Consider the following 25716-nt stretch of genomic DNA (forward strand, 5'->3'; position numbering starts at 1 on the left):
GATTTATTTTTCAGATTTTACTTTTTCGAGATCAAATAGGTCTGTGATGATTTCGATCATTTCCTCAGCCTGGTCTCTTTGACAGGCAGCTCTTAGTTGGACGACTGGCACCTTGAGGATCTTTTGCATCATGCTCTTGGTGATCTTGTCGATGAGGACGTACTCTTTTTCATCTGCGTTTTTGAGGTATCGGCTAAGTTCTTCTTGTCTGATTTGTTCAAGGGACTGCTTTAGCTTATTGATGGTAGGGGATACCATCATTTCCTTTTTCCAGTTGTGAAACTCTTCGATGCTTTCTTCAATGATTGATTCTACTTGAGGGATAGCCTCCAATCGTTTTTCCAAAGCTTCCGAAGCTTTACTTCTGATGTTGTCCACGTTGTAAAGAATTACACCTGGGACATCCTCGATCGAAGTTTCAATACTTCTTGGCACCGAAAGGTCCACAAAAAGTTTGTAGCTAGGGATGTTAAATTTCTTAACCAGATCCTTCGTGATGAAAGGCTCATTTTTCATGATCGAGCAAACAATTACGTCTGCCTCATCCATCGCTGATTGAACATTTTCAAAAGGAACAACTTCAAATCCCAAAGGACCTGCGATTTCTTCTGCTTTGGATTGGGTTCTGTTGGTGATTTTGACTTTAGCCTCCGGGAGGTATACCATGTTTTTGGCCACATCCTCTCCGATTTCTCCAACGCCAATCAGTAAAATTCTTGGTTGAAATGTATTTGAGGTAAGACTTTCGATCAATTCAATAGTGGCATAAGAAAGGGAAGCTGCTCCATCCCGGAAAGCTGTCTCTTGCACAATCCGCTTATTGGTGAAAAATATGGTGTGCATCAAACGGTGGAGGAATGGCCCTGCCATTTCTAAATCTGCAGCGGTTTGATAGGCTCTTTTTACCTGATTGGAGATTTGAATATCACCTACTACTTGAGCTTCCAATCCCATAGAAACCCGGAACAAATGAGAAATAGCCAATCGATCTTCATTGAATATCTCGAAATACTCCAGATAATTGACCACATCCGCCAAACCTCTTTCGAGTCCGATGAGCTTGATGATTTCAGTGCTAAGGTCAAGATCGTGACTGTAATACACTTCTGTCCTGTTACAAGTAGACAGAATCAAGGCATCACTTAAGCTGAAAAACTCTTTCAGCCTCAATAAGATACGCTGAATAGACTGCTCATCGAGAGATATTAACTCTCTGATCTGAACAGGTGCTGTTTTGTGTGATAAACTGATTGCTCTGAATTTCGTCTGCATTCTTGCAAAATCTCGGTCACAAATTTAACAGATCAACTTGCCGTAAGGGTTTCTTTCATGTAAGTCTGAGTTAATTTGGAATGAATCTAAATAATTGATTTAAGCAAGAACTCGAAGTCCTTTCAATTTGCAATGAAATTCCAATTGCATTAACTTATCCGTTATTGAACTTTTCTAGGTGGATTTTTATGAAAGACAAGGTCTTTTTCTGGCTTAAAACTACTCTTGGATTTTCTCGAAAAGAGGCGAGAGGCTTTCTGTGGGTCATTCCTATTCTTATTCTACTTTCATTTAGTGCTGACTTGCTCAGGTATTTCAAAAATCAAAAAGCCAATCGTCTTTATGAACGCTACATTGACTCTTTAGATAGCATGGAAAAGGCAGGATTTACCTTGGTATCCTCTCCTTTGCCGACCTTCAATCCACAGGATACAGTAAGGAATTCTTCCTCCGAATTGGTGAAAAGTAGAATCAACAGGCTTCCATTCTCTGAAGCTGATTCTGTTACCTTGCAGATTGTTCCTGGAATTGGTTCAGCTACCGCTTCTCGGATTATCAAGTATCGAGAAAGGCTGGGTGGTTTTCATTCCAAAGACCAATTAAAAGAGGTATTTGGCCTAAAACCTGAAGTTATTGAGGGGATTTGGGAGTATTTTGATTTTGATCCGGGTATTTCCAAAAAAATCAAAATCAATACCGTGGAGCTCGAGGAACTTTCCAAACATCCTTACATCAGCTTTCAGGAAGCTAAAGTTCTTATAGCCTTCAAGAAGCAACATGGGAATTTTAATAGTCCTCAAGATCTGTTGAAAATCAAAATTTTTAGGGAAGAATGGGTGAAGAAAATAGCCCCATACCTTCAATTTGACTCAAACTGACCTCCTCTTCTCGGACAAAATGTGCAACTTTGAATCGATAATTGACCCTCCCCTCATTGCTTTCGCTTCCAGTCCTTAATCTACCTTCTTTTGAGCCGCAACTTCAGCGAGAAAATGATAAATATTTCATTTTTGACAGTCTGAGAAAAAAGTTTTTGGCTTTGACTCCCGAAGAATGGGTGAGGCAGCATTGGATCAATTTTTTAATCGAGCATCAGGGATATCCCAAAGGATTGATATCCCTAGAAAAAGGTCTCAAATACAATCAGCTTCAGAAACGAACTGACTTAGTGGTTTTTGACAGAACTGGGCATCCCTACTTGCTCATCGAATGTAAAGCTCCGGAAATAGAACTCAATCAAAATGTACTACAGCAAGCCTTGGCTTACCGTTCAACCTTGTTGACCTCCTTTGTGATCTTATCAAATGGCATAAAGCACATTTCGCTGGAATTTGAAAAAAGTCAGAAAAAATTCATTCAAACCCCGAATTTTCCACCATCTCCCTGAATTTTTTAGTAAAAAGTATGACTTATGTCAGTATTTTTCTAAATTTTAGGTAGAATTTTTACCCAGCAATTAGAAGTATGAATACGCATTCCCACAATACCCCATGCGAGCTTTGCGCAAGCAGAAAACAGTCGCTGTTCTCTGACCTTCCGGAAACTCAACTTTGTTCGATCTCCGATCATAAAAATTTGATATCCCACCGCAAGGGTCAAATCCTCTATTATGAAGGTACCAAGCCATTGGGGATTTTTTGTATCAATTCCGGTGTGGTGAAAATTTACAAAACGGCCTCGAATGGCAAAGAGCAAATCATTCACCTCGCCCAAAAAGGTGATTTCCTTGGTTATGCAGCCTTGTTAGGTGAAGAGAATTACACCAATTCGGCCATGATTATTGAGGATGCTAAAATTTGTTTTGTGCCTCGTGAGCCCTTTCTCAATACACTTTTGAAAAATACAGAATTCTTCAAACGAGTGACCAAGCAGCTAAGTCATGAAATCGGAGTGATGGAAGAAAAGCTGACCGATGCTACCCAAAAAAGCATCCGTGAGCGCTTGGCATTTGTCCTACTTCAACTTGCCAATTCTTACGGTGTAGAAGGTGGAGGAAATCAGAAAATTGACCTTGTACTCAGCAGAGAGGAGATTGCTGGCATCGTTGGTACAGCCACAGAATCGGTCATCCGACTACTCTCTGAATTTAAAAAAGACGATCTGATCGATCTGGATGGAAAGAAAATCATTGTGAAAGATAAAAGAGGTCTCGCTCGTCTTTCTGATTTCTACGCTTGACAGAACCACTTGTGTGTTTTTCGGGTTTTTTGAGAAACTTCATTCATCTATGAATCTTCAAAAAACCCGAATTCTTTTTTTAATCACTTTCCTATCTGTTTTTTCCTCTTTTGGGCAATCGGTAGCCTATAAAACACTCTTGGAAGGTCTTTATGATGACCGGTTTCCGGTGATCCAACCCAAGCAGATTTCTAATCTCAGCAATTATCAAGTTCTGGATGCGCGTGAAAAGGCAGAGTATGAGGTTAGCCACCTTCCAAAAGCTAAGTGGGTTGGTTACGAAACTTTTGATCTGAAAAATGTCGCTGACTTGGATAAAAATCAGCCTATTTTGGTTTATTGTACGGTTGGCGCTAGGTCACAGGAGATCGGTAAAAAGCTTCAAAGTGCAGGATTTACCCGAGTTTTTAATCTTTATGGAGGCATCATTCACTGGGTCAATGAGAATCAGCCTTTAGTTCAAAATGAAAAACTCACTCTAAAAGTCCATACCTACTCCAAATCTTGGGGTGTTTGGCTGAATAAGGGTGAAAAAGTATACGATTGATTGTGTCGGGTGGAAGACACAAATCTTTTTTGAAAAAACTTACCTTTCTATTCCCTTCGTATATCGAGTAAAATCTCACCATATGTCCTTTCCTAAAATTGTATCACTCGTCTATTCATTTCTTGTTTTTTCTTGCCAAAGTCCATCATTGGGAATGGCAGGAACAACCCCACCCAGCCATCAAATTTGGGATCAACTGGTGAAAACCCATGTCAAACCCAACGGGATGGTGGACTACAAAGGTTTTATCAAGGACAAGGCAAAGCTGGAACAGTACCTAAAACTAATCTCAGAAAATGCCCCTGATCGCAAAACCTGGTCAAAAAACCAGCAGCTCGCCTATTGGATTAATGCCTACAATGCCTTCACGGTAAAGCTGATTGTGGATAATTACCCCACTAAAAGCATTCGGGATTTGGGCCCCAAATTGAAAATCCCACTTATCAAGGATGTTTGGCACTATAAATTCTTTAAAATCGGAGGAGTGGAATCCAGTTTGGACGAGATTGAGCATGCTATCCTGAGAAAGGAATTTGATGAGCCTAGAATCCACTTTGCCATCAATTGCGCTTCGGTTTCTTGCCCTCCTTTGTTGAATGAAGCCTTTGTTCCTGAAAAGCTCGAATCTCAATTGCAAAAGGTAGCCGTAGCATTTATCAACGATCCCACCCGGAATAAAATCACTCCGGATCAGGCACAGATTTCCTCCATTTTCTCTTGGTTTCAGGGAGATTTCACCAAAAAAGGAAGCCTGATCAGTTTTCTCAATCTGTACTCTAAGGTCAAGATTAAACCCAACGCCAAAATATCGCACTTGGATTACAACTGGAACCTCAACGAGTAACCCGAATTTTTAGGTAACTTTTGCCTTCAACTCACCCTTATGCTCGCTCGTCATCTTGTTATTATCGGCAACGGAATCTCCGGAATTACCCTGGCCCGACACGTTCGGAAAATGGATTCGGATACCCACATTACGGTCATTTCTGGTGAGTCTGACTACTTTTTTTCCCGCACAGCCCTCATGTACGTCTTCATGGGCCACATGAAATTTGAACATACTCAACCCTATGAGTCTTGGTTTTGGGAGAAAAATCGAATTGAGCTAAAGAAGGCTTGGGTTCAGAAGGTTGAATTTGGTGAAAGGACCTTGGTTTTTGATTCAGGTGAAAAGATGACCTATGATGTTTTGGTCATCGCCACGGGTAGCAAACCCAATAAATTTGGTTGGCCGGGTCAAGACTTAGAGGGTGTGCAGGGCTTGTATTCCAAGCAAGACTTGGAGCTGATGGAAAAAAATACGCATCAGGGAGTGAATCGGGCAGTCATTGTAGGCGGCGGCTTGATTGGGATTGAGATGGCCGAAATGCTGGCTTACAAAAAAATCCCCGTGACTTTTTTGGTGCGAGAAAAAGGATTTTGGGACAATGTTCTTCCCAAAGAAGAATCCGAACTGGTAGGCAGACACATTCTCGAGCATCACATTGACTTACGTTTGGAGACCGAACTGAAGGAAATTCTTTCAGATTCAAAGGGAAGGGCTCGGGCTGTTATCACTTCCAAAGGAGAAGAAATTTCCTGTGAGTTTGTGGGATTGACAGCTGGAGTAAGTCCGAATGTGGATTTTCTGAGAAATACCGAATTGAATGTGACTCGAGGAGTGAAGGTGGATACTTTCTTTCAAACCAATATCCCGGATGTCTATGCCATCGGGGACTGTGCGGAATTTGAAAATCCTCCGGCTGCAGACCGAAGGAACATCGAGCAAGTCTGGTATACCGGACGAATGCATGGTGAAACCTTGGCTCACAACCTTTGCAAAAAGCCTGTTCCCTACCAACCCGGAATCTGGTTCAACTCGGCCAAATTCCTGGATATCGAATACCAAACCTACGGCACGGTTCCTCCGATTTGGAATGATTCGGAGGTCAAAAGTTTTTACTGGGAGCATTCCTCAGGAAAAGTCTGCTTTCGCATGCTCATGAATTTGGATCACCAAATTCTTGGAGTGAATAATTTTGGTTTCCGATTAAGGCATGAGTTCTTCGATCAGGTCATCCGGGAAAAGTGGTCTGGAGAAAAAGTGATCTCCAAACTCGACAAAGCCAATTTCGATCCGGAGTTTTTTGCTCCTTATTACTTGGAGATTCAAAAAGCCTTCAAGGCGCAATTCGGAGGCAACTTCCAGCCTACCAAAAAATCATTCATCCAAAAACTATTCGGAGCAAGCGTATGAAGACGATCGAAAAAATAGGATTGGGGTTGTTTCTGATCGGATTGACTGTGTTTACGGCGGTTCCTTTTTTGGGAAACTACACGCTTACCGAGGAGCTGGTTTTGGTTAATACCAAGGATATCCATCGGGAGAAAATGGCCGAAATCCTCGCTCCGATGTATGGTCAGGAATATGGTTCCAATTTTTCCTTTCTTTCCGCTTTTGGAGAAAACTTCAATACCTACAATGACAACCTGAAAGCTCAGCAACACTGGGATCAGGTCATTTGGGATGATTATGGATTTGCATTGTCCAAGGCTGCCGCGAGTAGTCCGGTCCGAGAAAACCCATGGCTTTGGTTGGGTTTGTCGATCGGATTGGCTGTATTGGGAGGTTATTTGTACAATTTCAGGCAGTATTCCGATGAACCTTCAGGAATTAAAAACAATGGGATTTTCCACTCCAAACTGAAAAACAAAGGTTGGTTGGGGATGATCACCGGAGGCTACCTGATTCTGTTTTACATCTTGCTCTACTGGTTTCCGGCTTATTTGGTCAACTTGGTTTGGATGGTAGAGCCGGTTTCCAGAATGCTTTCCGGCGGTCCTGCCAGCCAGTGGTTTTTGTATGGATTGGTGTACACCCTGGCGATTTTGGTGATGGGAGTGCGAATGTTCCGGAAATACAGGGGTAATCAATACCAGCAACTCCGCACCGCTTCGGTCATGTTTTTCCAGACGGCTTTTGCCTTTCTGATTCCCGAGATTTTGGTTTTGCTCAATCAACCTTATTACGATTTCAAAAATATCTGGCCACTCGACTACGATTTCTTCTACGATTACCAGATTTCCACATTCCTCTCAGGTGGAGGCATGGGCATGTTTATGCTGATTTGGGGCATTTTGCTGATTATCGTAGGCGTGCCGGTATTTACCTATTTCTTTGGAAAAAGATGGTATTGCTCTTGGGTCTGCGGTTGTGGAGGCTTGGCGGAGACAGTGGGAGACCCTTTTCGGCAGCTTTCTGACAAATCGCTTAAAGCTTGGAAATACGAACGGTGGATCATTCACAGCGTGTTGGTTTTGGCAGTAGTGATGACTGTGGTGACGATCGCCAACTACTTTTCAGGCTTTAGCTTTTTGGGTAATGTGACCAATCAGCTGCATTCGTTTTATGGTTTTGCAATCGGTTCTACCTTCGCAGGAGTAGTGGGGACGGGATTTTATCCCTTTATGGGGAATCGGGTTTGGTGCCGATTTGGTTGTCCTTTGGCAGCTTATCTTGGCATCGTGCAGCGATTCAAATCGCGTTTCCGAATCACAACCAACGGTGGTCAATGCATTTCCTGCGGCAATTGCTCGACCTATTGCGAAATGGGGATTGATGTTCGCGCGTATGCCCAAATGGGACAAACCATCGTTCGCTCCTCTTGTGTTGGATGTGGCGTATGTTCGGCTGTGTGTCCTCGTGGGGTGTTGAAGTTGGAAAACGGGCCGGAAGAGAACCGAATTATCGATTTGCCTATTATTATTGGCAACGATTCCATCAAGCTCAATGCCTAAATGATTATCCTCTATTTCCTTTGCGGACTGTATTTCTCGGGAATGCTGTTTATCCTGATGTACAGTTTGGCGCAAGGACATTTGTTGTTTCATTTTCTGAAAGCCCGGAAAGAATGGGCTTCTACACCTCAAGTCACACCTTCCAGCTGGCCAAAAGTCACCGTCCAGCTTCCCGTATTCAATGAGCTCTATGTCGTCGAGCGCCTGATTGATGCTGTCGCAAAGCTGAATTACCCTAAGGAATTACTTGAAATCCAGATTCTCGACGACAGTACCGATCAGACGGTGGACTTGATCCAAGCTAAACTCAAGGAATATCCAGATATCAACTTCCGCTACCTGCATCGAACTGACCGAACAGGCTTCAAGGCAGGAGCCTTGCGGGAAGGATTGAAGCAAGCTTCAGGAGAATTTATCGCCATTTTCGATGCAGACTTTGTGCCCGATCCAGACTTTTTGATCAAAACGAATCCTTTTTTCTCTTCTGAAAAAGTCGGGATGGTACAAACCAGGTGGACACATTTGAACCGAGACTATTCCCTCCTAACACGATTGCAGGCCTTTGCCTTGGATGCGCATTTCTTCATTGAGCAGATGGGGCGAAACCGACAGGGTGCTTTTATCAATTTCAATGGCACAGGAGGAATCTGGCGAAAAAGCTGCATCCTCGATGCGGGCAACTGGCACGATGATACCTTGACGGAAGATTTGGACTTGAGCTATCGAGCCCAGCGAAAAGGCTGGCAGTTTGTCTATAGACCCGAAATCGAATCGCCTGCCGAACTCCCACCGATCATGTCTGCCGTGAAGTCCCAACAATTCCGCTGGACAAAAGGTGGGGCCGAATGTGCTGTAAAGCATGCCGGCAAGGTGAGTCAGGAAAAATTACCCTTTCGGATCAAGTTTCATTCCTTCGCTCATTTGTTCAATTCCACGATTTTCATCGTGGTGCTACTGACCAGTTTGAGTAGCATTGGGGTTTGGTGGGCAGGAGTGCAGGGGCTTATTCCAGAGTGGATGGTAAGGCTTTCGGGGATTTTCCTGATTGGATTTGTCCTGATTGCCGGAGTGTATCTGGCCTCGTATTTTATTGCCAATAGGTCATTTCTCTCTTCTTTTTTGGGAGTGATTTGGCAGCTGCCGCTGTTCCTTTCAGTGTCCATGGGTTTGGCCTTACACAACGCCCAAGCCGTATGGGAAGGATTGACCGGAAAAAAATCCCCCTTTATCCGCACCCCAAAATTCAATCTTGAGTCCGGGAAAGTTTCTTTGAGCTCCAATCGATATATCCTGCATCGCATGCCGATTACCACTTGGTTTGAAGGGCTTTTGGCCTTGGTATTTTGGGTGATGGTGGGATTGGCATTTCGTGAGGGAAATTTCCTTTTCCTTCCCTTTCATGCCATGCTCGCCTTTGGCTATAGCTTGGTCTTTGTCTCCTCCTTTAAATCCTACGGCCTAGGTCGCTAATATTTTCCATGAATTACCCGCCGATTATTGACGTCATCATTCCTGCGTACAACGAGGAAAAATCCATCCCCAAAGTCATTGCCGAGATTCCAAAGTTTGTCCGTTACATCGTCGTGGCCAACAACAACTCCACCGATCAAACCCAACTAGTAGCAGAAACAGCAGGGGCCAAAGTCGTCTTTGAACCTCAAAAAGGCTACGGAAAAGCCTGCTTGACCGCGATGGATTGGATCAAAAATCAGGAAATCCAACCAGATATCGTGGTCTTTTTGGATGGGGACTATAGTGACTATCCCGAGGAGATGAAGGATTTGGTGCAGCCGATTTTGGATGGGAAAGCCGATATGGTGATCGGGTCAAGAGCCTTGGGGCAGCGGGAAAGTGGATCGATGACGCTTCCTCAGGTCTTTGGCAACTGGCTGGCGACGACGATGATGAAGTACATGCAAGGGGCAAAGTTCTCTGATTTGGGGCCTTTTCGGGCCATAGTTTGGAAAAAACTCTTGTACCTGAATATGATCGATCAAAACTTCGGCTGGACCATCGAGATGCAGATCAAAGCCCACAAAGCCGGCCTTCGCTACACTGAAGTTCCGGTCAACTATCGCAAACGAATTGGAGTCTCCAAAGTGAGTGGGACCGTGAAGGGAGTGATTGGAGCGGGGTATAAGATTATTTTTACGATCTTCAAGTATTGGTAAATAAGTAGGTAGTGATCATTCGCAGTTGGCAGTTTGGAAGCACTATCGTGTAATTTGAAATCATTTCTAATTCAGAAAATGAACACCTATCACCAAAATCACCGAAACCCGAATTCTGAAATCCGAAATTTCAAATCATTTATTCCCCTTTTTCTAATTTTGGCTTTCCTTTTTTCTTGCAGTTCCTCTGGCCGAGAAGGGGTAGAAGAAGAGCAATTCGCCAAGTATTGGTATCAGGGAAAGGCCGAGATCAATGTCTTTGACCTGCAGCAAAGTCGCTATGGAGAGATTCGGCCAGGAAAAGCGGTAATGATCTTTGTGACGGAGGACTTTTCCAAATCCAAACAAGTCAAGCTCGATAATCCTCAGGATCGACCTTCGGATGCCCAAAAGGTGATGAAATTGAACATGACTCGGGAGTTTCTGACTGGCGTCTATCCCTATCACACCATGCTTTCCGTTTTCACGCCTGTCTATGAGGAAGTTCCTTCTCCAAAATTGACATCCTCGGTAACTGAATGGTGCGGGCAGTCCTTCACCCAACTCAATTTCAAATCCGGAAAATACAACGCCAAGCTGTTTTCCTATTTCGAATCCGAAGGCGATGTGGAATCGAAAATCGATGCAAAAGCCGAAGAGGAGCTTTTCAATCTGATCCGACTCAATCCGAATCTGGTGCCCATGGGAAATGTCAGTATGATTCCCAGTTTGATCTTTCAGCGCTTTGCCCACATTCCTCTGAAAGCTGAGCAAGCCACCATTTCCAAGAAGGACTTGGGTTCCAATCAGTCCGAGATTGAAGTCGTTTATTCTGAAATCGGCCGAAAACTTACCATTCGATACAATCAGTTTTTTCCTTTCGAGATCTTAGGTTTCACTGAAACCTGGACCAAGTCTGATGGAAAGCAAGAAGTCACCACTGCCACCCGTACCAACATGCAACTGCTTGAGTATTGGAAGCAGAATGAGAAAGTGTACGAACCCTTGAGAAAGGATTTGGGGCTTTGATCAGCAGGATTAAAACACCCTTCAAGTATGCTCTGATTCTCGCAATGTCGGGAATCTTGTTTTTCCTTGCGCAGGTGCCAAGAGAAGCGTTTGGCTTGACTTTTTTGCTGTTTTCATTGGCTTTTGCGGGGATGTTGGGGCTGTTTTTTTTAGCAGGGGAAAAGAACAGCTTTCGCAACGTGTTATTTGCCGGACTGCTACTTCGATTGGCTGTTTTTCCATTTGCTCCTCAGTGGTCAGATGACTTTGTTCGATTTCTCTGGGATGGAGAATTGCTGAAAATCGGCCAAAATCCCTATTATCTAACGCCAAAGGAATGGCAGGAGAAAAATCTTGATCCTGATAATGCCTACAGAAATCTTCTGTATGAGAATCTAAATTCTCCCGATTACTATTCCGTCTATCCACCGCTCAATCAGGTGATTTTCTGGTTGGGAGCCAAAGCTTCAATGGGCTTCGTTTGGAATGGGTATTACACGCTCCGGTTGATTTTGCTTTTGGGTGAAATTGGGGTTTTTGTCCTGCTTTGGAAGTTGCTGATGGCATTTCAACTTCCCACCCAACGAATTTTCTGGTATTGGTTCAATCCTTTGGTGATTATGGAAATCACCGGGAATTTACATTTTGAGGGTTTGGTGCTGCTTTTTCTGATAGCGTCGATTTGGGCTATTCAAAAAGGAAAGTTGGGGCTTTCCGGTAGTTTTTGGGGCTTGGCGGTTGGGATTAAACTTCTTCCCTTAATGCTCGGCCCGGTATTTTTAGCTTTTGAAAAATCGAGAAAATCGGCCTGGTTCTGGGCAGGAATGACACTCGCCATCGTCATTAGCTTTATCCCGCTTTTGATTGACGATTCTTGGGTCAATTTCGCTCAAAGCCTCAAATTATATCAGGGCAAATTTGAGTTTAACGCCTCGATCTATTACTTGCTTCGTGAGGTGGGGTATTGGATTGAGGGATACAATACGATCGCTTTTTTGACGAAAATCCTCAGTTTGTCCACGGTTATCCTGATCGGGTATTTTTCCTGGAAGAGGCAATCAAAATCCCTCTTCGAACTGGTCGATTTGATAGTACTGATTTACTTGGTTTACCTCCTACTTCAGCCCGTGGTGCATCCTTGGTATATCCTGCCGGCCTTGGGATTGAGTGTAATGCAAGGAAAAATGACGATTTTGCTCTGGAGCTTTGGAGCAATCTTCTCCTATCAAGCCTATGGAAATGCTGATTTCCAAGAGCAGTCTATTTTTCTGATTTTGGAGTATGGTCTGGTAGTTCTGGGAATCTATTTGGATTACTTTTCTAAAAGGAACAAAACCACATACATAGAAGTCACATAGCTTTTTCATTAATTCTATATACTATGTTTTCTATGTGACTATGTGGTAAAACAACACTCCCTTTTTTAGAATAGACAAATCAATTTTCGGTCTGGTAAAAAAAACATGTCATCTAAGGCCATCTCTAATTGAATTTACAATTGACCAGAATCTCTAATTTCGCTGCATGAAACCATTCCTTCGACTTCTTATCCTACTCAGTCTTCTTATTCAGTTTTCGTGTACCAAAAGCCCTGAGCAGCAAGCCCAAGACCTGTTGGAAAAATCCATTGAAGCTCATGGAGGTCAGGAAGATTGGCAGAATCTGTCCCAACTTAAATTCCGGAAATGGACCCGGATTTTGGACGAAAACGGCAACGTAGAGTCCGAACTCGATCAATGGCACGAGTTTCGGTTTCAGCCCTATTTCGAAGGAAAAATCTCGTGGGAAAAGGACAGTATTGAGCATGTCATCAGTTGGGATGGAGCTAAAATCCGCTATCAGATGGGCGGTAATGAGGTGCAGAATGAAGGTTTTTTAGCGGCCAAAAAGAAGGATTTTGACGCGGCATTTTACACCGTGGCACAACCTTGGAAATTGATGGACAAAGGAGGGAAGTTGATTTATGAAGGAAAAAAGACCTTGGAAAATGGCTCAGAGGTAGAAACGATCCGAGTAGATTATGGTCCGAATTCGGATACATGGTGGTACTTTTTTGATCCAGTGACTTTCTTGATGGTCGGAAATGAAGTCCAACTCAAAGATCACCGTAGCTTGATTTATGACCTTTCCGGAGAAGAGGTAAACGGACTCAAACTACACGGAACCAGAGAAAGCTGGCGAGTAAATGAAAAAGGAGATCGCTTATTTCTAAGAGCAGAGTACAAGTACTCGGAATATCAGGTTGAAAAACTGTAGAAAGAAGATTGAAATACATTAGAAATACATAGAAATAAAACCTCTTTCAGAGGTTGAAATAAATGGAAATATTTCGCGAAGCGTATTTCTCCGAGCGGAGCGAGGTTTATCTCCATGTATTTCAACAATATTTCCATCGTATTTCCCATTATCTTTAAGACTATGAAAATCACCCAATTCCTTTTCTTGTTGGTTGTTGTTGCTTCAGTTATTTCCTGCAAGCAGCGAACAGAAGCCGAAAAAATTGTCGATGCCGCTATCAAGGCACATGGTGGAGAGATCTACGAACAAGTCAAGATCGATTTTGACTTTAGAAATATTCATTACACGATTTTCAAGACTCCCCACGCTTACGAATACATTCGTGAATTCTCCGATTCTACTGGAACAGTGCGAGATGTTTTAAATAATTCAGGATTTACGAGGACAGTCAATGGGGTCAAAATCGATACCTTGACGGAAGAGCGCATCGGTGCTTTTTCGCGTTCAGTTAATTCGGTAGCCTATTTTGCCTTTTTGCCTTATGGCCTCAATGATCCAGCTGCTGTGAAAACCCTAGTGGGAGAGACTGAGATCAAAGGAGAGAAATACAACCTCATCCGGGTAACATTCAAAGCGGAAGGCGGAGGAGATCATTACGAGGATGAGTTTTTGTATTGGTTTGGCAAGGATGATCACCTGATGGATTACATGGCGTATTTGTACTTTACCGATGGAGGTGGAGTGAGGCTACGTGAAGTCAGTGGAGTGCAAGAAGTGGGAGGAATCCGATTCCAAAACTATCTCAACTACAAACCTGCTGACAAAGACACGCCACTAGACAAGATGCAGGAACTCTTCGAAGCAGGAAACTTGGAAAAACTCTCCGAGATCAATCTGGAAAATATCCGAGTCGAAGCACTTCCCAAAAACTAACTTATGGCCAAGCCCACGCACGCAACTTATCTTTTTAGCTCAGTGGGCTTTATTTTTTTATTGGCGCTGGTTTGGTGGGTTTTTCCTGAAGAGAATTTAATCAAAGCAGAAGAAAAGTGGAAAGGCGTTTGCTGGGTGGGCAGCAGGCAGCCATTAGCAGGAGGAGAAGTGGAGGAGCTTTCTTCTACCGGTGCCAATGCTCTTTCCCAAACCCCTTTCGGTTGGCAATCAGCCAAGCACTCCCCGGAGATCCGCTGGGATATGAGCAATGAGCGTCGCTGGTGGGGAGAGACTCCGTTGGGAATTAAAGCCACTTTGGATTCCACTTCCCGGTTTGGGATGATGAATATGATGAAGCCGCACCTCTGGGTGAGAGAAGGCTGGGTAGGAGAGATCGAGATGAATTCAGAGGAAGATTGGAAAAGCTGGTTTGCCAATTATCAAGCCTTCATACTGGATTATGCCCAACTGGCGGAGGAGCTAAAAATGCCCATGCTGTGTGTGGGAACGGAGCTGGAAAAGACTTCTACCAAGGAAAAAGAATGGAGAGCGATCATTGCTGAGGTCCGAAAAGTCTATTCCGGTAAATTGACCTATGCTGCCAACTTCACAGAGTTTGAGCAAGTCAAATTCTGGGATGCGCTGGATTACATTGGAATTCAGGCCTATTTTCCTTTGGCGAAAAATCATAACCCTTCGCTTCAAGAACTCACCCAATCGTGGAATAATCACTTGCCTCAGATAGAGAAGGTAATTCGAAAATATAAGAAACCTGTACTATTTACCGAAATTGGCTATTGCAATACAGTGGATGCAGCCGTGCAGCCTTGGGTCTGGCCAAATGAGCGCCGTGAGACTGAATTTTCGGAGGAAGTTCAGGCACTTTGTTATGAGGCATTTTTTCAAACTGCCTGGAAAAAGGACTGGTTGGCAGGAGTGTTTTTTTGGAAGTGGTATCCGCAGCGACATGATCGCGAACCGGATTTTACACCACAAGGAAAGCAAGCTGAAAAAATCTTATCCAGGTATTTTTTAGCAGACTGAAAATCACCCCTCTTTGTGACTTTTGTCATGGTTGAATAGGGTATGAGGACTTAGCTTTACTTCAGTTTTAAAGCCAAACAGTCCTTCTTTTTACCTAATCACACGACGTCATGAAAGCAAATATGGGAAGTATCGACAAAACAGTGAGATTGTTAATTGCTGCTCTATTGATTGTGCTTTACTTTCTTGGCCTCGTGGAGGGGGTGCTTGGTACTGTGGCATTGGGGATAGCGGCCGTGTTTACTCTGACGAGTGTCATCAGCTTCTGTCCGCTTTATGCTGTTTTTGGGATAACAACATGCAAGACTAAGTCCGCCTAAAGGTGGTTTGGGTTATAGATAATTGATAGTGCTTTCAAATTGAGGGAAAGACCGGGGGCAATAGCTTCCGGTTTTTTTGTTGCTTTCTGATCTACGGTACGGACTTTTTTGATTTTTTCACTATCTAGCTTTTGAAAACCCAAAAAAGCACCCCTTACTTATGAATAAAAGAAGAGAATTTTTGAAATCCACCGGACTGGCTGGATTAGGCCTCTTTGGCGCAGGAAGTGCCATGGCCGATTCTATGAAAGTCCTTCCCTTTGAAGCCAGCTACGGAAATTCAAGAATCCAAACCTTCAACATGTCCGGCTTTGCCGCGCCTAAAATTGAAACTGTTCGAGTCGGAGTCGTAGGACTGGGGCAGCGTGGTCCAGGTGCAGTTGACCGATTGAGCAAAATCGAAGGGGTGGAAATCAAAGCCCTCTGCGACCTTTTGCCCGAACGGGCAGAAAAAGCTAAAAAGTCACTGGAGGGAACCATTCACAACCCCGAACTCTATTCGGGAAGTGCTTACGCCTGGAAGAAAATGTGCGAGCGTCCGGATTTGGATTTGATCTACATCGCTACACCTTGGGAATGGCACGTGCCGATGGCTGTTTTTGCCATGGAAGCTGGAAAGCATGCTGCCGTGGAAGTTCCCGCCGCCCGTACCCTAGATGAATGCTGGCAGCTAGTCGAGACTTCCGAACGCACCAAAAAGCACTGCATGCAGTTGGAGAATTGCTGCTATGACTTCTTTGAGCTGATGACTTTGAAAATGGCCCGTGAGGGATTTTTTGGAGAGGTCGTTCATGTGGAAGGAGCCTATATTCATAATTTGCTTTGGTTGAATTTTGACAAGGATAAAGGCTACCAAGGCATGTGGAGACTGGAAGAAAACTTCCGAAATGGCAATCTTTACCCTACCCATGGACTAGGACCAATCTGTCAGATTTTGGACATCAACCGAGGGGATCAGATGGACTATCTGACCTCGATGTCTTCCAATGATTTCCAAATGAAGAAAAAAGCTCAGGAACTGGCTGAAAAGGATGCTTTTTGGAACTCCTACGCGGCTAAAAACTACAGGGGTAACATGAATACCACGGTGGTGAAAACCAAAAAAGGAAAATCCATCATGATACAGCACGATGTGACTTCTCCGCGTCCGTATTCACGATTGCATGTGGTGAGTGGCACTGAGGGTTATGCCCAAAAATACCCTGACCAAAAAGTTTCCAAAGGTCACAGCTGGATGAAAGAAGACGAGATGATGGCGTTGAAAGAAAAATATACTCCAGAAATCGTCCAAAAAGTAGGTGAGCTCGCCAAGCAAATCGGCGGACACGGTGGTATGGACTTTATGATGGATTGGAGGCTCATTGATTGTCTAAGAAATGGACTACCGCTTGATCAGGACGTCTATGATGCGGCACTTTGGAGCTGTATTACTCCGCTTAGCGAGTGGTCAGTAGCCAATCGATCCAATTCCATCGACATCCCGGATTTCACAGGAGGTCATTGGAAAACCAATAAGCCTGTGGAAATTACCCTAAAGGGTGGAGGTACTACGAAAGTCAGAGTTTGATAGCTCTTGGACTGGTTAGAAAATATTAGGGAGGTCATTTGACCTCCCTTTTTTATTTTGTTTTCAGTGCATTTTTGACCGTTTCAGTTAGTTTTTTCTGATCATCCTTTATGGATGTCAGATCCATCAGGGCCACTCTTCTAAAATCAATCGGGTGGCTTTCGCTTTGAAGACTGATGTAACCACCTTCGATCAGTTTGCCATCGATTTTCACTTTAGGATTTACAGGTGATACGTTGCCACCACCGATTTGAGGTTTATAGTAGCTGATGACCGTGTCCGTTCCTACCAGATGGTGGATTTCTCGGTCACCCAAAACGATAAAATTGGCCTTGACCCATTGGTCTCCATGGTAAGTTTCAGACTTGGAGTTGATGCAGTGAGGAGTAAACAATTTGTCATCCATGACCACGTTGGTCCCAGGTGTACATAGGTTGCAGGTACTTCGCTTATCCTTTCCATTTCCTCCTAGGAATTGTGCTTCGATGGAGATCGGGAAATCCTGATCTTTTAGCATAGTTTTGGGATCTTGCCCATGAAGCATTGCTCCACTGTTTCTCAAGGCCCACCCTTCGCCTCCAGGGCATTGGTCACCGACAAAGCGGTATTCTACCGTAAGTAGGTAATAAGAAAAGGGCTTTTTATAGAAAATATGCCCATACTGACGGTCAAATTGCTCATAGCCTTCATAGCGAACTTTCATCAATCCGTCTTCTACCCGAAAAGTATTGGCATAATTGACTCCCAAGTCATGGGTTCGGATTTTTGGGGTCCAATCAGCTAGGTCTTTGCCGTTGAAAAGCTCGATCCATTTGGGAGAGGCTTTTTTTGGAAATAGAAATGCAGTGCAAAAGAGCACTAAGATCAAAGGAATAATCCAAAGGAGTTTTTTGAAGTGTGCTGGGTTCATTGGGTTTGTTTTTTGAGTCTTAAGACTGCCCAAACCGGATAGTGATCCGAATAAGGTACGTCGATGACCTTGTATTCTACTAATTCGAATTTTCTGGAATCATACCAGATGTAGTCGATTCGGGCACCTGCCTCGGGTTTGCCATAGGTGTTTTGGAGGTTGCCGGCTTCTGAGCCCGCTTCTTTCCAATAAGAAGGAATACTTCGGTATTCTTCCGAATCAGCTTCAAAGTTTAGGTCTCCCGCCCAAATGACCGGTTTGTCGAGTGTTTCGGCATAAGATAGGATGGAATCCAATTGGGCTTTGCGATTTTCGGGGAATTCATGACAGAGATGTGTTCCTCCAAAATAAAACTCTTCCAAGGTTTTTAATTCTGCCCTGACCCAAGCCATGACCCGAGGTTCTCCTCCAGCTGGGTTTGGAAGTTTCAACGTGTGGTATTTGGATCCTTTTTTCACCAGAAGCCCTTCTCCGTAACCTCCACCATCGTAATCCATGGCTTTTCCAAAGTATCCCCTATAGCCTGTTTCCTGAACAAGCTTTTTGATCATATCTACCGAATCCGGATAGAGCGCCAAGTGTCTACCAGTCAAAGAATCTACTTCCTGAAGTGCGATGACCTCAGGCTGCAAAAGGACAAATAAGTCACTGATTTGCTGAAAATTTGGGGTTCTAGGTTTGTTCGGGTTTTCCCCATGGAAGATATTGTAAGTAAGGATTTTGATCTCTTGGGCATTGCCGCTTCCCATTGAAACTAGGATTGCGAAGAGAACAAGGAAAAGGTGCTTCATAATCAAATGTATAAAAATGTCAGGTTTGAGATAGGCAATTTTTTCTAACGGAAGTATGGGGTAGATAAGTAGGCTAAGTTATGGAATAACGCAATTTGGCGAATCCAAAATAAAGATTTTCCTTCTATTGGTGGATGGGCTATTTTCTGCACTACTAGTTAAAAGGAGAGGAAAGATACTATAAAGTAGTTCGAGTTTGAATTCAAATTTTTAATGTGCCGACCTCTTAAAAAACAAAAATATATGAGGGCTTCCCTTCGAATAACAATTGGAAAACAGGTAAGCTTAGATGTAAAATAGGTGACAACAGGTTAATTTATTAATTAATTAAATAGGTAAATTTTAAATAAAAAGTGATTTTAAATTCATTAAAAGCATTAAAAAATGTTCAAAAAAAATATTTGGTTATTTAAAACCAGATTTTGGTAATAATGTGGGTAAATTCTACCTTACCTAAAATTTACCAACCTTATATACCTTATGAGAAAACTTTATTCTGTGCTGTCTTTTTCCGCCATGTTAGGCGTAGCAGCCTCCTGTACTGATGTCATCGAAAATGAGATGACAGTCTCTGATGCCGTGGAGCGAGTAGCCCAGCAGGAGTTTGTACCCGGTCAATTGTTGATCAAGTACAAGACTACTACAGCAGGATCCAGACTTTCCCAGGACATTTTGGATATGATCCAAGCTAATGTCGTAGAGGAGATTAAAACTGGAGCGATGGAACTTGCCAACGCCCGTAAAGGCGGAGAGTCAGGCGACCTACTTTTGGTTCAAAGTAACCTAGGAACAATGGAGGCTATCGAGCGCTTGCGCAACATGCCTGAGATCGAGTATGCCGAACCCAACTGGATCTATCATCACTATGCTTCCAATGATCCTTATTTTACAGGAGGTCAGCTTTGGGGTATGTCTGCAAATAATAACACCAATGGTTCTAGAGCAGCAACGGCTTGGGCAGCCGGAAAGACAGGATCTTCAAATGTTTACATAGGTATCATCGATGAAGGCTACATGTTTAATCATGTGGACTTAGCTGATAATGCAGGAGTGAATCCTGGCGAAGTTGCTGGAAACAATGTAGATGATGATGGTAATGGTCTTATCGACGATGTATATGGTTGGGACTTCGCTGGAAATAACAGTTCCCTATTTGATGGGGTAGGTGATGACCATGGAACTCACGTAGCTGGTACCATCGGTGGTGTAGGTAATAACGGAATTGGTGTTGCAGGTGTGGTATGGAATGTGAAAATGCTAGGAGCAAAATTCCTTGGAAGTACAGGAGGTACAACAGCAAATGCGATTAAAGCAATAGATTATTTCACTGATCTTAAGGCTCGTCATAATTTGAATTTGGTAGCCACTAATAATTCTTGGGGTGGTGGAGGTTTCTCTCAAGCATTGATGGATGCCATTGAAAGAGCTAATCAAGCAGGTATTTTGTTTGTTGCAGCTGCTGGAAACTCAGGAACTAATAATGATGCAACGCCTTCTTATCCTTCTTCTTATTCTAATTCAAATATCATCGCAGTAGCATCCATCACCAGTACAGGTGGATTGTCTTCTTTCTCCCAATATGGAGCAACTAGTGTTGACCTAGGTGCGCCAGGTTCTGCGATTTGGTCGACTGTTCCAGTAGCAGTGGGTAAGGGCAAAAATGCTACCGTTGGTTCAGGCTACGCTAGCTACAATGGTACCTCCATGGCTACTCCTCACGTGACTGGTGCTGTGGCACTTTATAAATCTCTTAACCCATCTGCAACAGCTGCTCAAATCAAAGCTGCTATTCTGGGAGCTACAACTCCTACCCCTTCCCTTGCTGGAAAAGTGGTAACCGGTGGCAGACTAAACGTATCCAGCTTCTAAGCTTGATCAAAAAACTTAACACGATAAGAGCCCCAAACGGGGCTCTTTTTTTTATCAACGTGGCAGGTTTTTAAAAAACTGCCACGTTTTTTTCCGAAACTCAACTTAAGATCTTCTTTTCCTCATCTCATCTGCCAACTCTTTATCCATCGGAAATTCGCTTTCTTCCAGTTTATGGATGATGTTTTGGTAGTTGTAATCATCCCGGTTTTGGGAAAGCTTGGCGCTGGCTTGTACTTCTTTGATGGTGATTTCTATTCCTACCAAGGCTCTGATTTGCCCTTCTACATATGTCTCACTCATCGTTTCTACATGTACTCGATTTGGCCTACCTTCCTCATAGATATCTACCAGAGACTTGAGGTGATGCATCAGTTCTTCTCCTTCGATGATCCGGATTTTTCCATACACATGCACCGCTAGGTAATTCCAAGTGGGTACATTTTCATGATTGTACCACGAGGAGGAAATGTAGGCATGAGGCCCTTGAAAGGTCACCAAGACTTCCTCGTTTTCCCGGATCGATTTCCATTGCCGATTGGCTTTGGCCAAATGCCCGTGAAGGACCGCTTCACCGCTATGATTTTTATCCAAAACAAAAGGCAAGTGAGTTGCCCAAGGCTTCCCGTCTACCTGAGAAACTAACGTAGCGAAAGCGTTCTTTTGGATAAAATCAATGACTTCGGGTTCATTTTCCCACTGATTGAGGCGGTGGATATACATAGGTGTGTGTGGTTTTCGAGCTGAATTTGCCCAAACTTCCAATCCCGACAAAAAATCTGCTTCAATTTTCTGTTTCCACATACAACACACTCCCGAAAAAAGTAATTTAGTTACATGAATACATCCACTGACCGACTGGAGTTGGCGGCACGTTTTGTGAATAACACCGGCGCTCCGATTTTTTTGACAGGGAAGGCAGGGACAGGAAAGACGACTTTTCTCCGAGCTCTCGCCCATCGCACGCACAAGCGATTTGTGATCTTGGCACCCACTGGCATTGCCGCGCTCAATGCCAAAGGGGTCACGATTCATTCGCAGTTTCTGTTGCCTTTTGGTTCCTTTTTGCCCGTACGTGATGCAGAGGGGCATTACACCGATCGCAACGGTTTTTTTACCCAACAGACACTTGCCCGCAGACATCCGCTGAATCAGTTTCGTCGAAATGTCCTCAAATCCATCGATCTTCTGGTGATTGATGAAGTCAGCATGCTGCGAGCAGATATCCTGGACGCCATCGACTACCGGATGCGCAGCGTAAAGCGAAATTACCAAGTGCCTTTTGGGGGAGTGCAGGTCTTGTTTATCGGAGACTTGTACCAGCTGCCTCCGGTAGTAAAGGATGAGGAATGGTCTGTCCTGGGCAGATTTTATAAATCCATGCATTTTTTTGAGGCCAAAGCACTTCAAAACACTGGATTGGTCTACCTCGAACTGGATAAGATTTTCCGGCAGCAGGATGAGACGTTTATCCGAATTCTCAATAACCTCCGCGACAACAAATCCACCCCTGAGGACGTCCGAATCCTCAATCAGCACTATAAAACTTTGGATGAAATCAAGGATCTACCTCCCTGTATCACGCTTACGACACATAATTATAAGGCGGATGAGATCAACCTGCGCGAGCTCAGAAGCTTGGATGTGCCATCATTTTTCTACGATGCCGATATCGAGCGGGAGTTTCCCGAGAATCTGTACCCCTTACCGGAATCCATCGAACTCAAAGTCGGTGCTCGGGTCATGTTTATCAAAAATGATACTTCTGGACTTTCCTCCTATTTCAATGGAAAATTGGCTACGGTTTCCGAACTCACTGCCGAGCAAGTGGTAGTCGAAATGGACGATTCCCGAGAGGAATACACCCTGAAAAAGGAGCTTTGGGAAAATAAAAAATACCGGATCAATCCCGATACCAAGGAGCTAGAGGAGGAGGTGATCGGTACCTTTTCCCAGTTTCCGATCAAACTCGCCTGGGCCGTTACGGTGCACAAAAGCCAAGGACTCACCTTTGACCGGGCCATTGTGGATGTGGGGCAGGCTTTTGCTCCCGGACAAGTGTATGTGGCACTCAGCCGACTGAGAAGTCTCGAAGGATTGGTGCTGCGTACACGGGTGCAGACGGACGTGATCTATTCGGATGCCAAGGTGGTTGAATTCACCCAAGACAAATCCTCGACCCAAGATCTTTCTGAGTTGCTTCGTTACAATCAGCTCACCTACCTCAGTCAACTTGTAGAATCGACCTTTGAGTTTGATTCGCTGATGACTTCGCTCAGTCAGTTTGATAAGGATCAGGAGACTTCCTTTGAGTTTGAGGAAGAGGATCTGCGTAAGGATCTGCCTGCGATTTTTGAGGTTCTGGAAAATGAAAAAGAAAATACCCGCAAGTTTCGTCAGCAACTCCAGCTGCTGATTCAGACCAAGCAGGAGGAAAAGCTGCTGGAACGAGTCGAAAAAGGAACAACCTATTATCTTGATTTGCTGGTGAAGGTCCTCGAAATTCTATTGAGACATCAGCTTCGCATCGAGGAATTTTCCCGGATCAAAACTTATCAAAATGGTATAGAAGAACTTGAAATCGAGCTGCTTCGAAAATATACCGCCATCGCCAAAAGCGGCAACCTCATTCAGGCTATCCTAAAGGGAGAGGTGGCCGAAAAAATGGAGGCCATCGATCTTATAGTGAAGCAGTTGCGAATCAATCTGGTTGACATGATCCGAAAAGAGCTGCCAGAAAGGGCTTCTTCCAAAAACAAAACAGGCCGCAAAAAGTCCAAAGAATCCAAAGAGCCTAAAGAGAAAAAAGAAGACACCAAGGCTTGGAGTATTCGACTGTTTCAAGAAGGAAAAACCCCTGAGCAGATCGCAGAGGAACGTGGCTATGCGGTTTCCACTATTTTGGCCCATCTCGCGCATGGAGTAAAGTCGGGAACCATTCCTTTAGAGGATTTGGTGTCTGAGGAGAGCATTCGGGAGATCCGTCATGTGGATGAAAAGCTGGATTCTTTGAAGGCTTATTTTGAGCATTTCGGAGGCAAATATGACTATAGTACCCTACGATTGGTCTTGTATAGCGGGGGAGAGGAGTGAGGAGAATTTATAGAAAGTGAGTCAACCTTTGGTATTCAACCCAACTTCGCTAATCAACAATAGGCGTTCGATATTCCTATTTAAAAACCTCCTTTTTATTTTATTCAATAAAATATAGAACACTGAATGATGAACTTCGAATAGTGAAGATTCAGCAGTCTGAAGACTGCCAACAGGTTGGTCCAAGACTGAAGTCTTGAACCAACTTTAGTTTTTAGGTCCAAGCTCGCCTACCGGAAGGCAAGTCAAAAGTCTTGAACCAGTCTGTATGCAATTTCACCCTCTCGATTTCTTCAATCGTAATAAGTCATTCGTAAATCATAACTTCCCAACTCCCATTCTTCCTGACTTTAATACATCTTCTCACTCAACACACTCATGATCGTCAAAATCCCTTCCTTGTAGTTTCCAAGTCTGAGGTTTTCATTGGGACTGTGTTGGTTGTTGTCTGCATTGACGGTGGGGATGGTGACCGCAGGAATGCCTAAAGCATCCACGAAAGGTGAAATCGGAATCGATCCGCCTGAAATCCGAATCTGAACTGGATCCTGACCGAAGGCTCTATTCATCGCCTTTCTCAGCCAAGCGCCAGTAGGGGAATCCATCGGGGTTCGGAAGGCCTGATAGGAAATCGAAGTATTGACTTTTACGATTTTGGGATAAGTCATCCGTTCTTCATCGGTTGGGTCTTTTTCCACTATGTGAAAACCCTGCTTTCTAATATGGTCTTTGATCAGGCCAAATAGCCTCACCGGATCAGATTCGGGTACCAATCGCATGTCCAGTTCAGCTGCAGCTATGGCAGGGATGATCGTAGTCGCCTGTGCACCAGTGTAGCCAGCAGACATACCGCGGATGTTAAGCGATGGGTAATTGATGCTTTCCTGATAGCTTTTTCCGACTTGATCGGTCCGACCTAGTCCTAATCGTTTTTTTACTGCAGGTTCATTATCAGGTACTGCTGCGAAAATCTTCTGCTCGGCTTCGGTAAAAGTGATCCCGTCGTAAAATCCCTGAATGACCACCCTTCCATTTTCATCTTTCATGGAAGCCAAAAGTTGAGACATTAACAAAGCCGGATTTGGAGCGTAGTTTCCGTAGTGACCGCTGTGTTGGGGTAGCTTCGGGCCATACGTGGTCAGGAAAAGTTCGGAAATTCCACGGGCACCATAGCTGAGTGTGGGCAGGTTGGAGGTATGTCGAGGACCATCCATGATGAGCATGAGGTCCGCGGTAAGTTTGTCTTTGTATTGGATGACTGCCGCGGGGAGTCGGGGAGAGCCCTGTTCTTCCTCAAAGTCAAGAATAATCTTCACGGAATAATCCGGAAAAATTCCCGCCTCCGTCAATGCATCCCAAGCGGTTATCAGCATGGCCAAAGGACCTTTATCGTCTGAGGTGGACCGTCCGAAAATCCTCCAGTCGGGATGGTATTCTGACTTCAAACGCTCCATTGGCAGGACTTCCCAGGTTCCGCTTTCAGTTTGCGCTTTGAGTACGGGTTCGTAGGCATTGGGCTGATCCCACTTGCTGATATCTACCGCCTGTCCGTCTACGTGAAAATAGAAAAGTGCCGTTTTCTTGGCGTTAGGCTGCTTTTTCTCTACCAAAAGCAAAGGAATCCCTCCTGTTTCCAATCGCTCGGCGGTCCATTTTCTTTCCAAGAAGACTCGCTCACACCATTGAACATTGACTTCGATTTGCTCGGGAAACACCGCGTCATTGGGCATCGAGACGATCTCATTGAGCAGTTTGAGACCATCCTGCCAGTGTTTTTCGGTAAGAGATTCCAGTTTGGCTCGGTCAGGAGTCTGTGCAAAAAGTCCTGTGGAAAATAGGAAGGCAAGAAGAAGGGCGAATCTTTTCATAAAGGGTGATTTTCTATTGCAGAGATACACAAAAAATGGGAGAGGTGTATCCTAGTTTTGCTGCCAAGTGCATAGCAAATAATGGAGAGCCCGCAAAGATTTTAAATCACAGATGAGCACAGATGGTTCAAGACATTAAGTCTCCTTGTGG

23 protein-coding genes are annotated in these 25716 nt (G+C 44.1%); 18 read left to right on the forward strand and 5 right to left on the reverse strand.

All coding sequences use genetic code 11. The features are described from left to right. Positions 1-3 precede the first annotated feature (3 nt). Complete coding sequence (gene hemA / locus ACFPIK_RS13880; protein ID WP_377916289.1) at positions 4-1272, reverse strand: glutamyl-tRNA reductase; 1269 nt, start codon at positions 1270-1272, stop codon at positions 4-6. Between the two features lie 188 nt (positions 1273-1460). Between hemA and ACFPIK_RS13885 the strand changes: the two genes are divergently transcribed. From ACFPIK_RS13885 to ACFPIK_RS13960, 16 genes are all read left to right on the forward strand, one after another. Continuing rightward, positions 1461-2150 (forward strand): ComEA family DNA-binding protein, encoded by a 690-nt coding sequence (locus ACFPIK_RS13885; protein WP_377916291.1) that lies wholly within the window; start codon positions 1461-1463, stop codon positions 2148-2150. 41 nt (positions 2151-2191) lie between these two features. Next, a complete protein-coding gene (locus ACFPIK_RS13890; RefSeq protein ID WP_377916293.1) occupies positions 2192-2659 on the forward strand; it encodes a type I restriction enzyme HsdR N-terminal domain-containing protein in 468 nt (155 codons plus the stop codon). Between the two features lie 77 nt (positions 2660-2736). Beyond that, the gene (locus ACFPIK_RS13895; protein WP_377916295.1) at positions 2737-3450 is read left to right on the forward strand and encodes a Crp/Fnr family transcriptional regulator; all 714 of its coding nucleotides are present in this window, start codon (positions 2737-2739) and stop codon (positions 3448-3450) included. Between the two features lie 49 nt (positions 3451-3499). Continuing rightward, positions 3500-3997, forward strand: coding sequence for a rhodanese-like domain-containing protein (locus ACFPIK_RS13900; RefSeq protein WP_377916297.1), 498 nt, complete (start codon positions 3500-3502; stop codon positions 3995-3997). Between the two features lie 82 nt (positions 3998-4079). Further along, positions 4080-4841, forward strand: coding sequence for a DUF547 domain-containing protein (locus ACFPIK_RS13905; protein ID WP_377916299.1), 762 nt, complete (start codon positions 4080-4082; stop codon positions 4839-4841). Between the two features lie 39 nt (positions 4842-4880). After that, a complete protein-coding gene (locus ACFPIK_RS13910; RefSeq protein WP_377916301.1) occupies positions 4881-6233 on the forward strand; it encodes an NAD(P)/FAD-dependent oxidoreductase in 1353 nt (450 codons plus the stop codon). After that, positions 6230-7774: a 4Fe-4S binding protein gene (locus tag ACFPIK_RS13915; protein ID WP_377916303.1), complete on the forward strand. Its 1545-nt coding sequence runs from the start codon at positions 6230-6232 to the stop codon at positions 7772-7774. The genes ACFPIK_RS13910 and ACFPIK_RS13915 overlap by 4 nt, the downstream gene beginning before the upstream one ends. Further along, a complete protein-coding gene (locus ACFPIK_RS13920) occupies positions 7775-9244 on the forward strand; it encodes a cellulose synthase family protein (protein ID WP_377916305.1) in 1470 nt (489 codons plus the stop codon). A gap of 8 nt (positions 9245-9252) precedes the next feature. Further along, positions 9253-9945 (forward strand): glycosyltransferase family 2 protein, encoded by a 693-nt coding sequence (locus ACFPIK_RS13925; RefSeq protein ID WP_377916307.1) that lies wholly within the window; start codon positions 9253-9255, stop codon positions 9943-9945. Positions 9946-10023: 78 nt separating this feature from the next. Further along, entirely contained in the window at positions 10024-10953 is a 930-nt protein-coding gene (locus ACFPIK_RS13930) for a hypothetical protein (protein ID WP_377916309.1), read from the forward strand. A 44-nt stretch (positions 10954-10997) separates the two neighbouring features. Continuing rightward, complete coding sequence (locus ACFPIK_RS13935; RefSeq protein ID WP_377916311.1) at positions 10998-12290, forward strand: glycosyltransferase family 87 protein; 1293 nt, start codon at positions 10998-11000, stop codon at positions 12288-12290. A 166-nt stretch (positions 12291-12456) separates the two neighbouring features. Then, on the forward strand, positions 12457-13188 hold the full coding sequence (locus tag ACFPIK_RS13940) for a hypothetical protein (RefSeq protein WP_377916313.1): 732 nt from the start codon (positions 12457-12459) through the stop codon (positions 13186-13188). 162 nt (positions 13189-13350) lie between these two features. Next, positions 13351-14103 carry a DUF6503 family protein gene (locus ACFPIK_RS13945; protein ID WP_377916315.1) on the forward strand — a complete coding sequence of 251 codons (753 nt, stop codon included), beginning with the start codon at positions 13351-13353 and terminating at the stop codon, positions 14101-14103. A 3-nt stretch (positions 14104-14106) separates the two neighbouring features. Next, entirely contained in the window at positions 14107-15147 is a 1041-nt protein-coding gene (locus tag ACFPIK_RS13950) for a glycoside hydrolase family 113 (RefSeq protein ID WP_377916317.1), read from the forward strand. A gap of 122 nt (positions 15148-15269) precedes the next feature. Then, positions 15270-15467 carry a YgaP family membrane protein gene (locus ACFPIK_RS13955; protein ID WP_377916401.1) on the forward strand — a complete coding sequence of 66 codons (198 nt, stop codon included), beginning with the start codon at positions 15270-15272 and terminating at the stop codon, positions 15465-15467. Positions 15468-15627: 160 nt separating this feature from the next. Then, positions 15628-17034, forward strand: coding sequence for a Gfo/Idh/MocA family protein (locus ACFPIK_RS13960; protein ID WP_377916319.1), 1407 nt, complete (start codon positions 15628-15630; stop codon positions 17032-17034). Positions 17035-17086: 52 nt separating this feature from the next. Here the strand turns inward: ACFPIK_RS13960 and ACFPIK_RS13965 are convergent, their stop codons facing one another. Next, positions 17087-17944, reverse strand: a complete 858-nt coding sequence (locus ACFPIK_RS13965; protein WP_377916321.1) for a 3-keto-disaccharide hydrolase — start codon at positions 17942-17944, stop codon at positions 17087-17089. Beyond that, the gene (locus ACFPIK_RS13970; protein WP_377916323.1) at positions 17941-18735 is read right to left on the reverse strand and encodes an endonuclease/exonuclease/phosphatase family protein; all 795 of its coding nucleotides are present in this window, start codon (positions 18733-18735) and stop codon (positions 17941-17943) included. The genes ACFPIK_RS13965 and ACFPIK_RS13970 overlap by 4 nt, the downstream gene beginning before the upstream one ends. Positions 18736-19215: 480 nt before the next feature. On the opposite strand from ACFPIK_RS13970, the gene ACFPIK_RS13975 reads away from it, so the two are divergent. Then, positions 19216-20604, forward strand: coding sequence for a S8 family peptidase (locus ACFPIK_RS13975; protein WP_377916325.1), 1389 nt, complete (start codon positions 19216-19218; stop codon positions 20602-20604). A gap of 105 nt (positions 20605-20709) precedes the next feature. On the opposite strand, the gene ACFPIK_RS13980 is transcribed toward ACFPIK_RS13975, so the two are convergent. Further along, the gene (locus ACFPIK_RS13980; protein WP_377916327.1) at positions 20710-21327 is read right to left on the reverse strand and encodes an FMN-binding negative transcriptional regulator; all 618 of its coding nucleotides are present in this window, start codon (positions 21325-21327) and stop codon (positions 20710-20712) included. A gap of 114 nt (positions 21328-21441) precedes the next feature. Here ACFPIK_RS13980 and ACFPIK_RS13985 point away from each other — a divergent pair, with 114 nt between their 5' ends. Continuing rightward, the gene (locus ACFPIK_RS13985; protein WP_377916329.1) at positions 21442-23697 is read left to right on the forward strand and encodes a helix-turn-helix domain-containing protein; all 2256 of its coding nucleotides are present in this window, start codon (positions 21442-21444) and stop codon (positions 23695-23697) included. A 350-nt stretch (positions 23698-24047) separates the two neighbouring features. On the opposite strand, the gene ACFPIK_RS13990 is transcribed toward ACFPIK_RS13985, so the two are convergent. After that, the gene (locus ACFPIK_RS13990) at positions 24048-25565 is read right to left on the reverse strand and encodes a M20/M25/M40 family metallo-hydrolase (RefSeq protein WP_377916331.1); all 1518 of its coding nucleotides are present in this window, start codon (positions 25563-25565) and stop codon (positions 24048-24050) included. Positions 25566-25716 lie beyond the last annotated feature (151 nt).

The sequence above is a fragment of the Algoriphagus aquatilis genome, assembly GCF_042657405.1.
GTDB classification, from domain to species: domain Bacteria; phylum Bacteroidota; class Bacteroidia; order Cytophagales; family Cyclobacteriaceae; genus Algoriphagus; species Algoriphagus aquatilis.

What these genes read in the sequence shown, in the direction of transcription:
- hemA (WP_377916289.1), bottom strand. Translation starts at nt 1,272, where the DNA reads ATGCAGACGAAATTCAGAGCAATCAGTTTATCACACAAAACAGCACCT.
- ACFPIK_RS13885 (WP_377916291.1), top strand. Translation starts at nt 1,461, where the DNA reads ATGAAAGACAAGGTCTTTTTCTGGCTTAAAACTACTCTTGGATTTTCT.
- ACFPIK_RS13895 (WP_377916295.1), top strand. Translation starts at nt 2,737, where the DNA reads ATGAATACGCATTCCCACAATACCCCATGCGAGCTTTGCGCAAGCAGA.
- ACFPIK_RS13900 (WP_377916297.1), top strand. Translation starts at nt 3,500, where the DNA reads ATGAATCTTCAAAAAACCCGAATTCTTTTTTTAATCACTTTCCTATCT.
- ACFPIK_RS13905 (WP_377916299.1), top strand. Translation starts at nt 4,080, where the DNA reads ATGTCCTTTCCTAAAATTGTATCACTCGTCTATTCATTTCTTGTTTTT.
- ACFPIK_RS13910 (WP_377916301.1), top strand. Translation starts at nt 4,881, where the DNA reads ATGCTCGCTCGTCATCTTGTTATTATCGGCAACGGAATCTCCGGAATT.
- ACFPIK_RS13915 (WP_377916303.1), top strand. Translation starts at nt 6,230, where the DNA reads ATGAAGACGATCGAAAAAATAGGATTGGGGTTGTTTCTGATCGGATTG.
- ACFPIK_RS13920 (WP_377916305.1), top strand. Translation starts at nt 7,775, where the DNA reads ATGATTATCCTCTATTTCCTTTGCGGACTGTATTTCTCGGGAATGCTG.
- ACFPIK_RS13925 (WP_377916307.1), top strand. Translation starts at nt 9,253, where the DNA reads ATGAATTACCCGCCGATTATTGACGTCATCATTCCTGCGTACAACGAG.
- ACFPIK_RS13930 (WP_377916309.1), top strand. Translation starts at nt 10,024, where the DNA reads ATGAACACCTATCACCAAAATCACCGAAACCCGAATTCTGAAATCCGA.
- ACFPIK_RS13935 (WP_377916311.1), top strand. Translation starts at nt 10,998, where the DNA reads ATGTCGGGAATCTTGTTTTTCCTTGCGCAGGTGCCAAGAGAAGCGTTT.
- ACFPIK_RS13940 (WP_377916313.1), top strand. Translation starts at nt 12,457, where the DNA reads ATGAAACCATTCCTTCGACTTCTTATCCTACTCAGTCTTCTTATTCAG.
- ACFPIK_RS13945 (WP_377916315.1), top strand. Translation starts at nt 13,351, where the DNA reads ATGAAAATCACCCAATTCCTTTTCTTGTTGGTTGTTGTTGCTTCAGTT.
- ACFPIK_RS13950 (WP_377916317.1), top strand. Translation starts at nt 14,107, where the DNA reads ATGGCCAAGCCCACGCACGCAACTTATCTTTTTAGCTCAGTGGGCTTT.
- ACFPIK_RS13955 (WP_377916401.1), top strand. Translation starts at nt 15,270, where the DNA reads ATGGGAAGTATCGACAAAACAGTGAGATTGTTAATTGCTGCTCTATTG.
- ACFPIK_RS13960 (WP_377916319.1), top strand. Translation starts at nt 15,628, where the DNA reads ATGAATAAAAGAAGAGAATTTTTGAAATCCACCGGACTGGCTGGATTA.
- ACFPIK_RS13965 (WP_377916321.1), bottom strand. Translation starts at nt 17,944, where the DNA reads ATGAACCCAGCACACTTCAAAAAACTCCTTTGGATTATTCCTTTGATC.
- ACFPIK_RS13970 (WP_377916323.1), bottom strand. Translation starts at nt 18,735, where the DNA reads ATGAAGCACCTTTTCCTTGTTCTCTTCGCAATCCTAGTTTCAATGGGA.
- ACFPIK_RS13975 (WP_377916325.1), top strand. Translation starts at nt 19,216, where the DNA reads ATGAGAAAACTTTATTCTGTGCTGTCTTTTTCCGCCATGTTAGGCGTA.
- ACFPIK_RS13980 (WP_377916327.1), bottom strand. Translation starts at nt 21,327, where the DNA reads ATGTATATCCACCGCCTCAATCAGTGGGAAAATGAACCCGAAGTCATT.
- ACFPIK_RS13985 (WP_377916329.1), top strand. Translation starts at nt 21,442, where the DNA reads ATGAATACATCCACTGACCGACTGGAGTTGGCGGCACGTTTTGTGAAT.
- ACFPIK_RS13990 (WP_377916331.1), bottom strand. Translation starts at nt 25,565, where the DNA reads ATGAAAAGATTCGCCCTTCTTCTTGCCTTCCTATTTTCCACAGGACTT.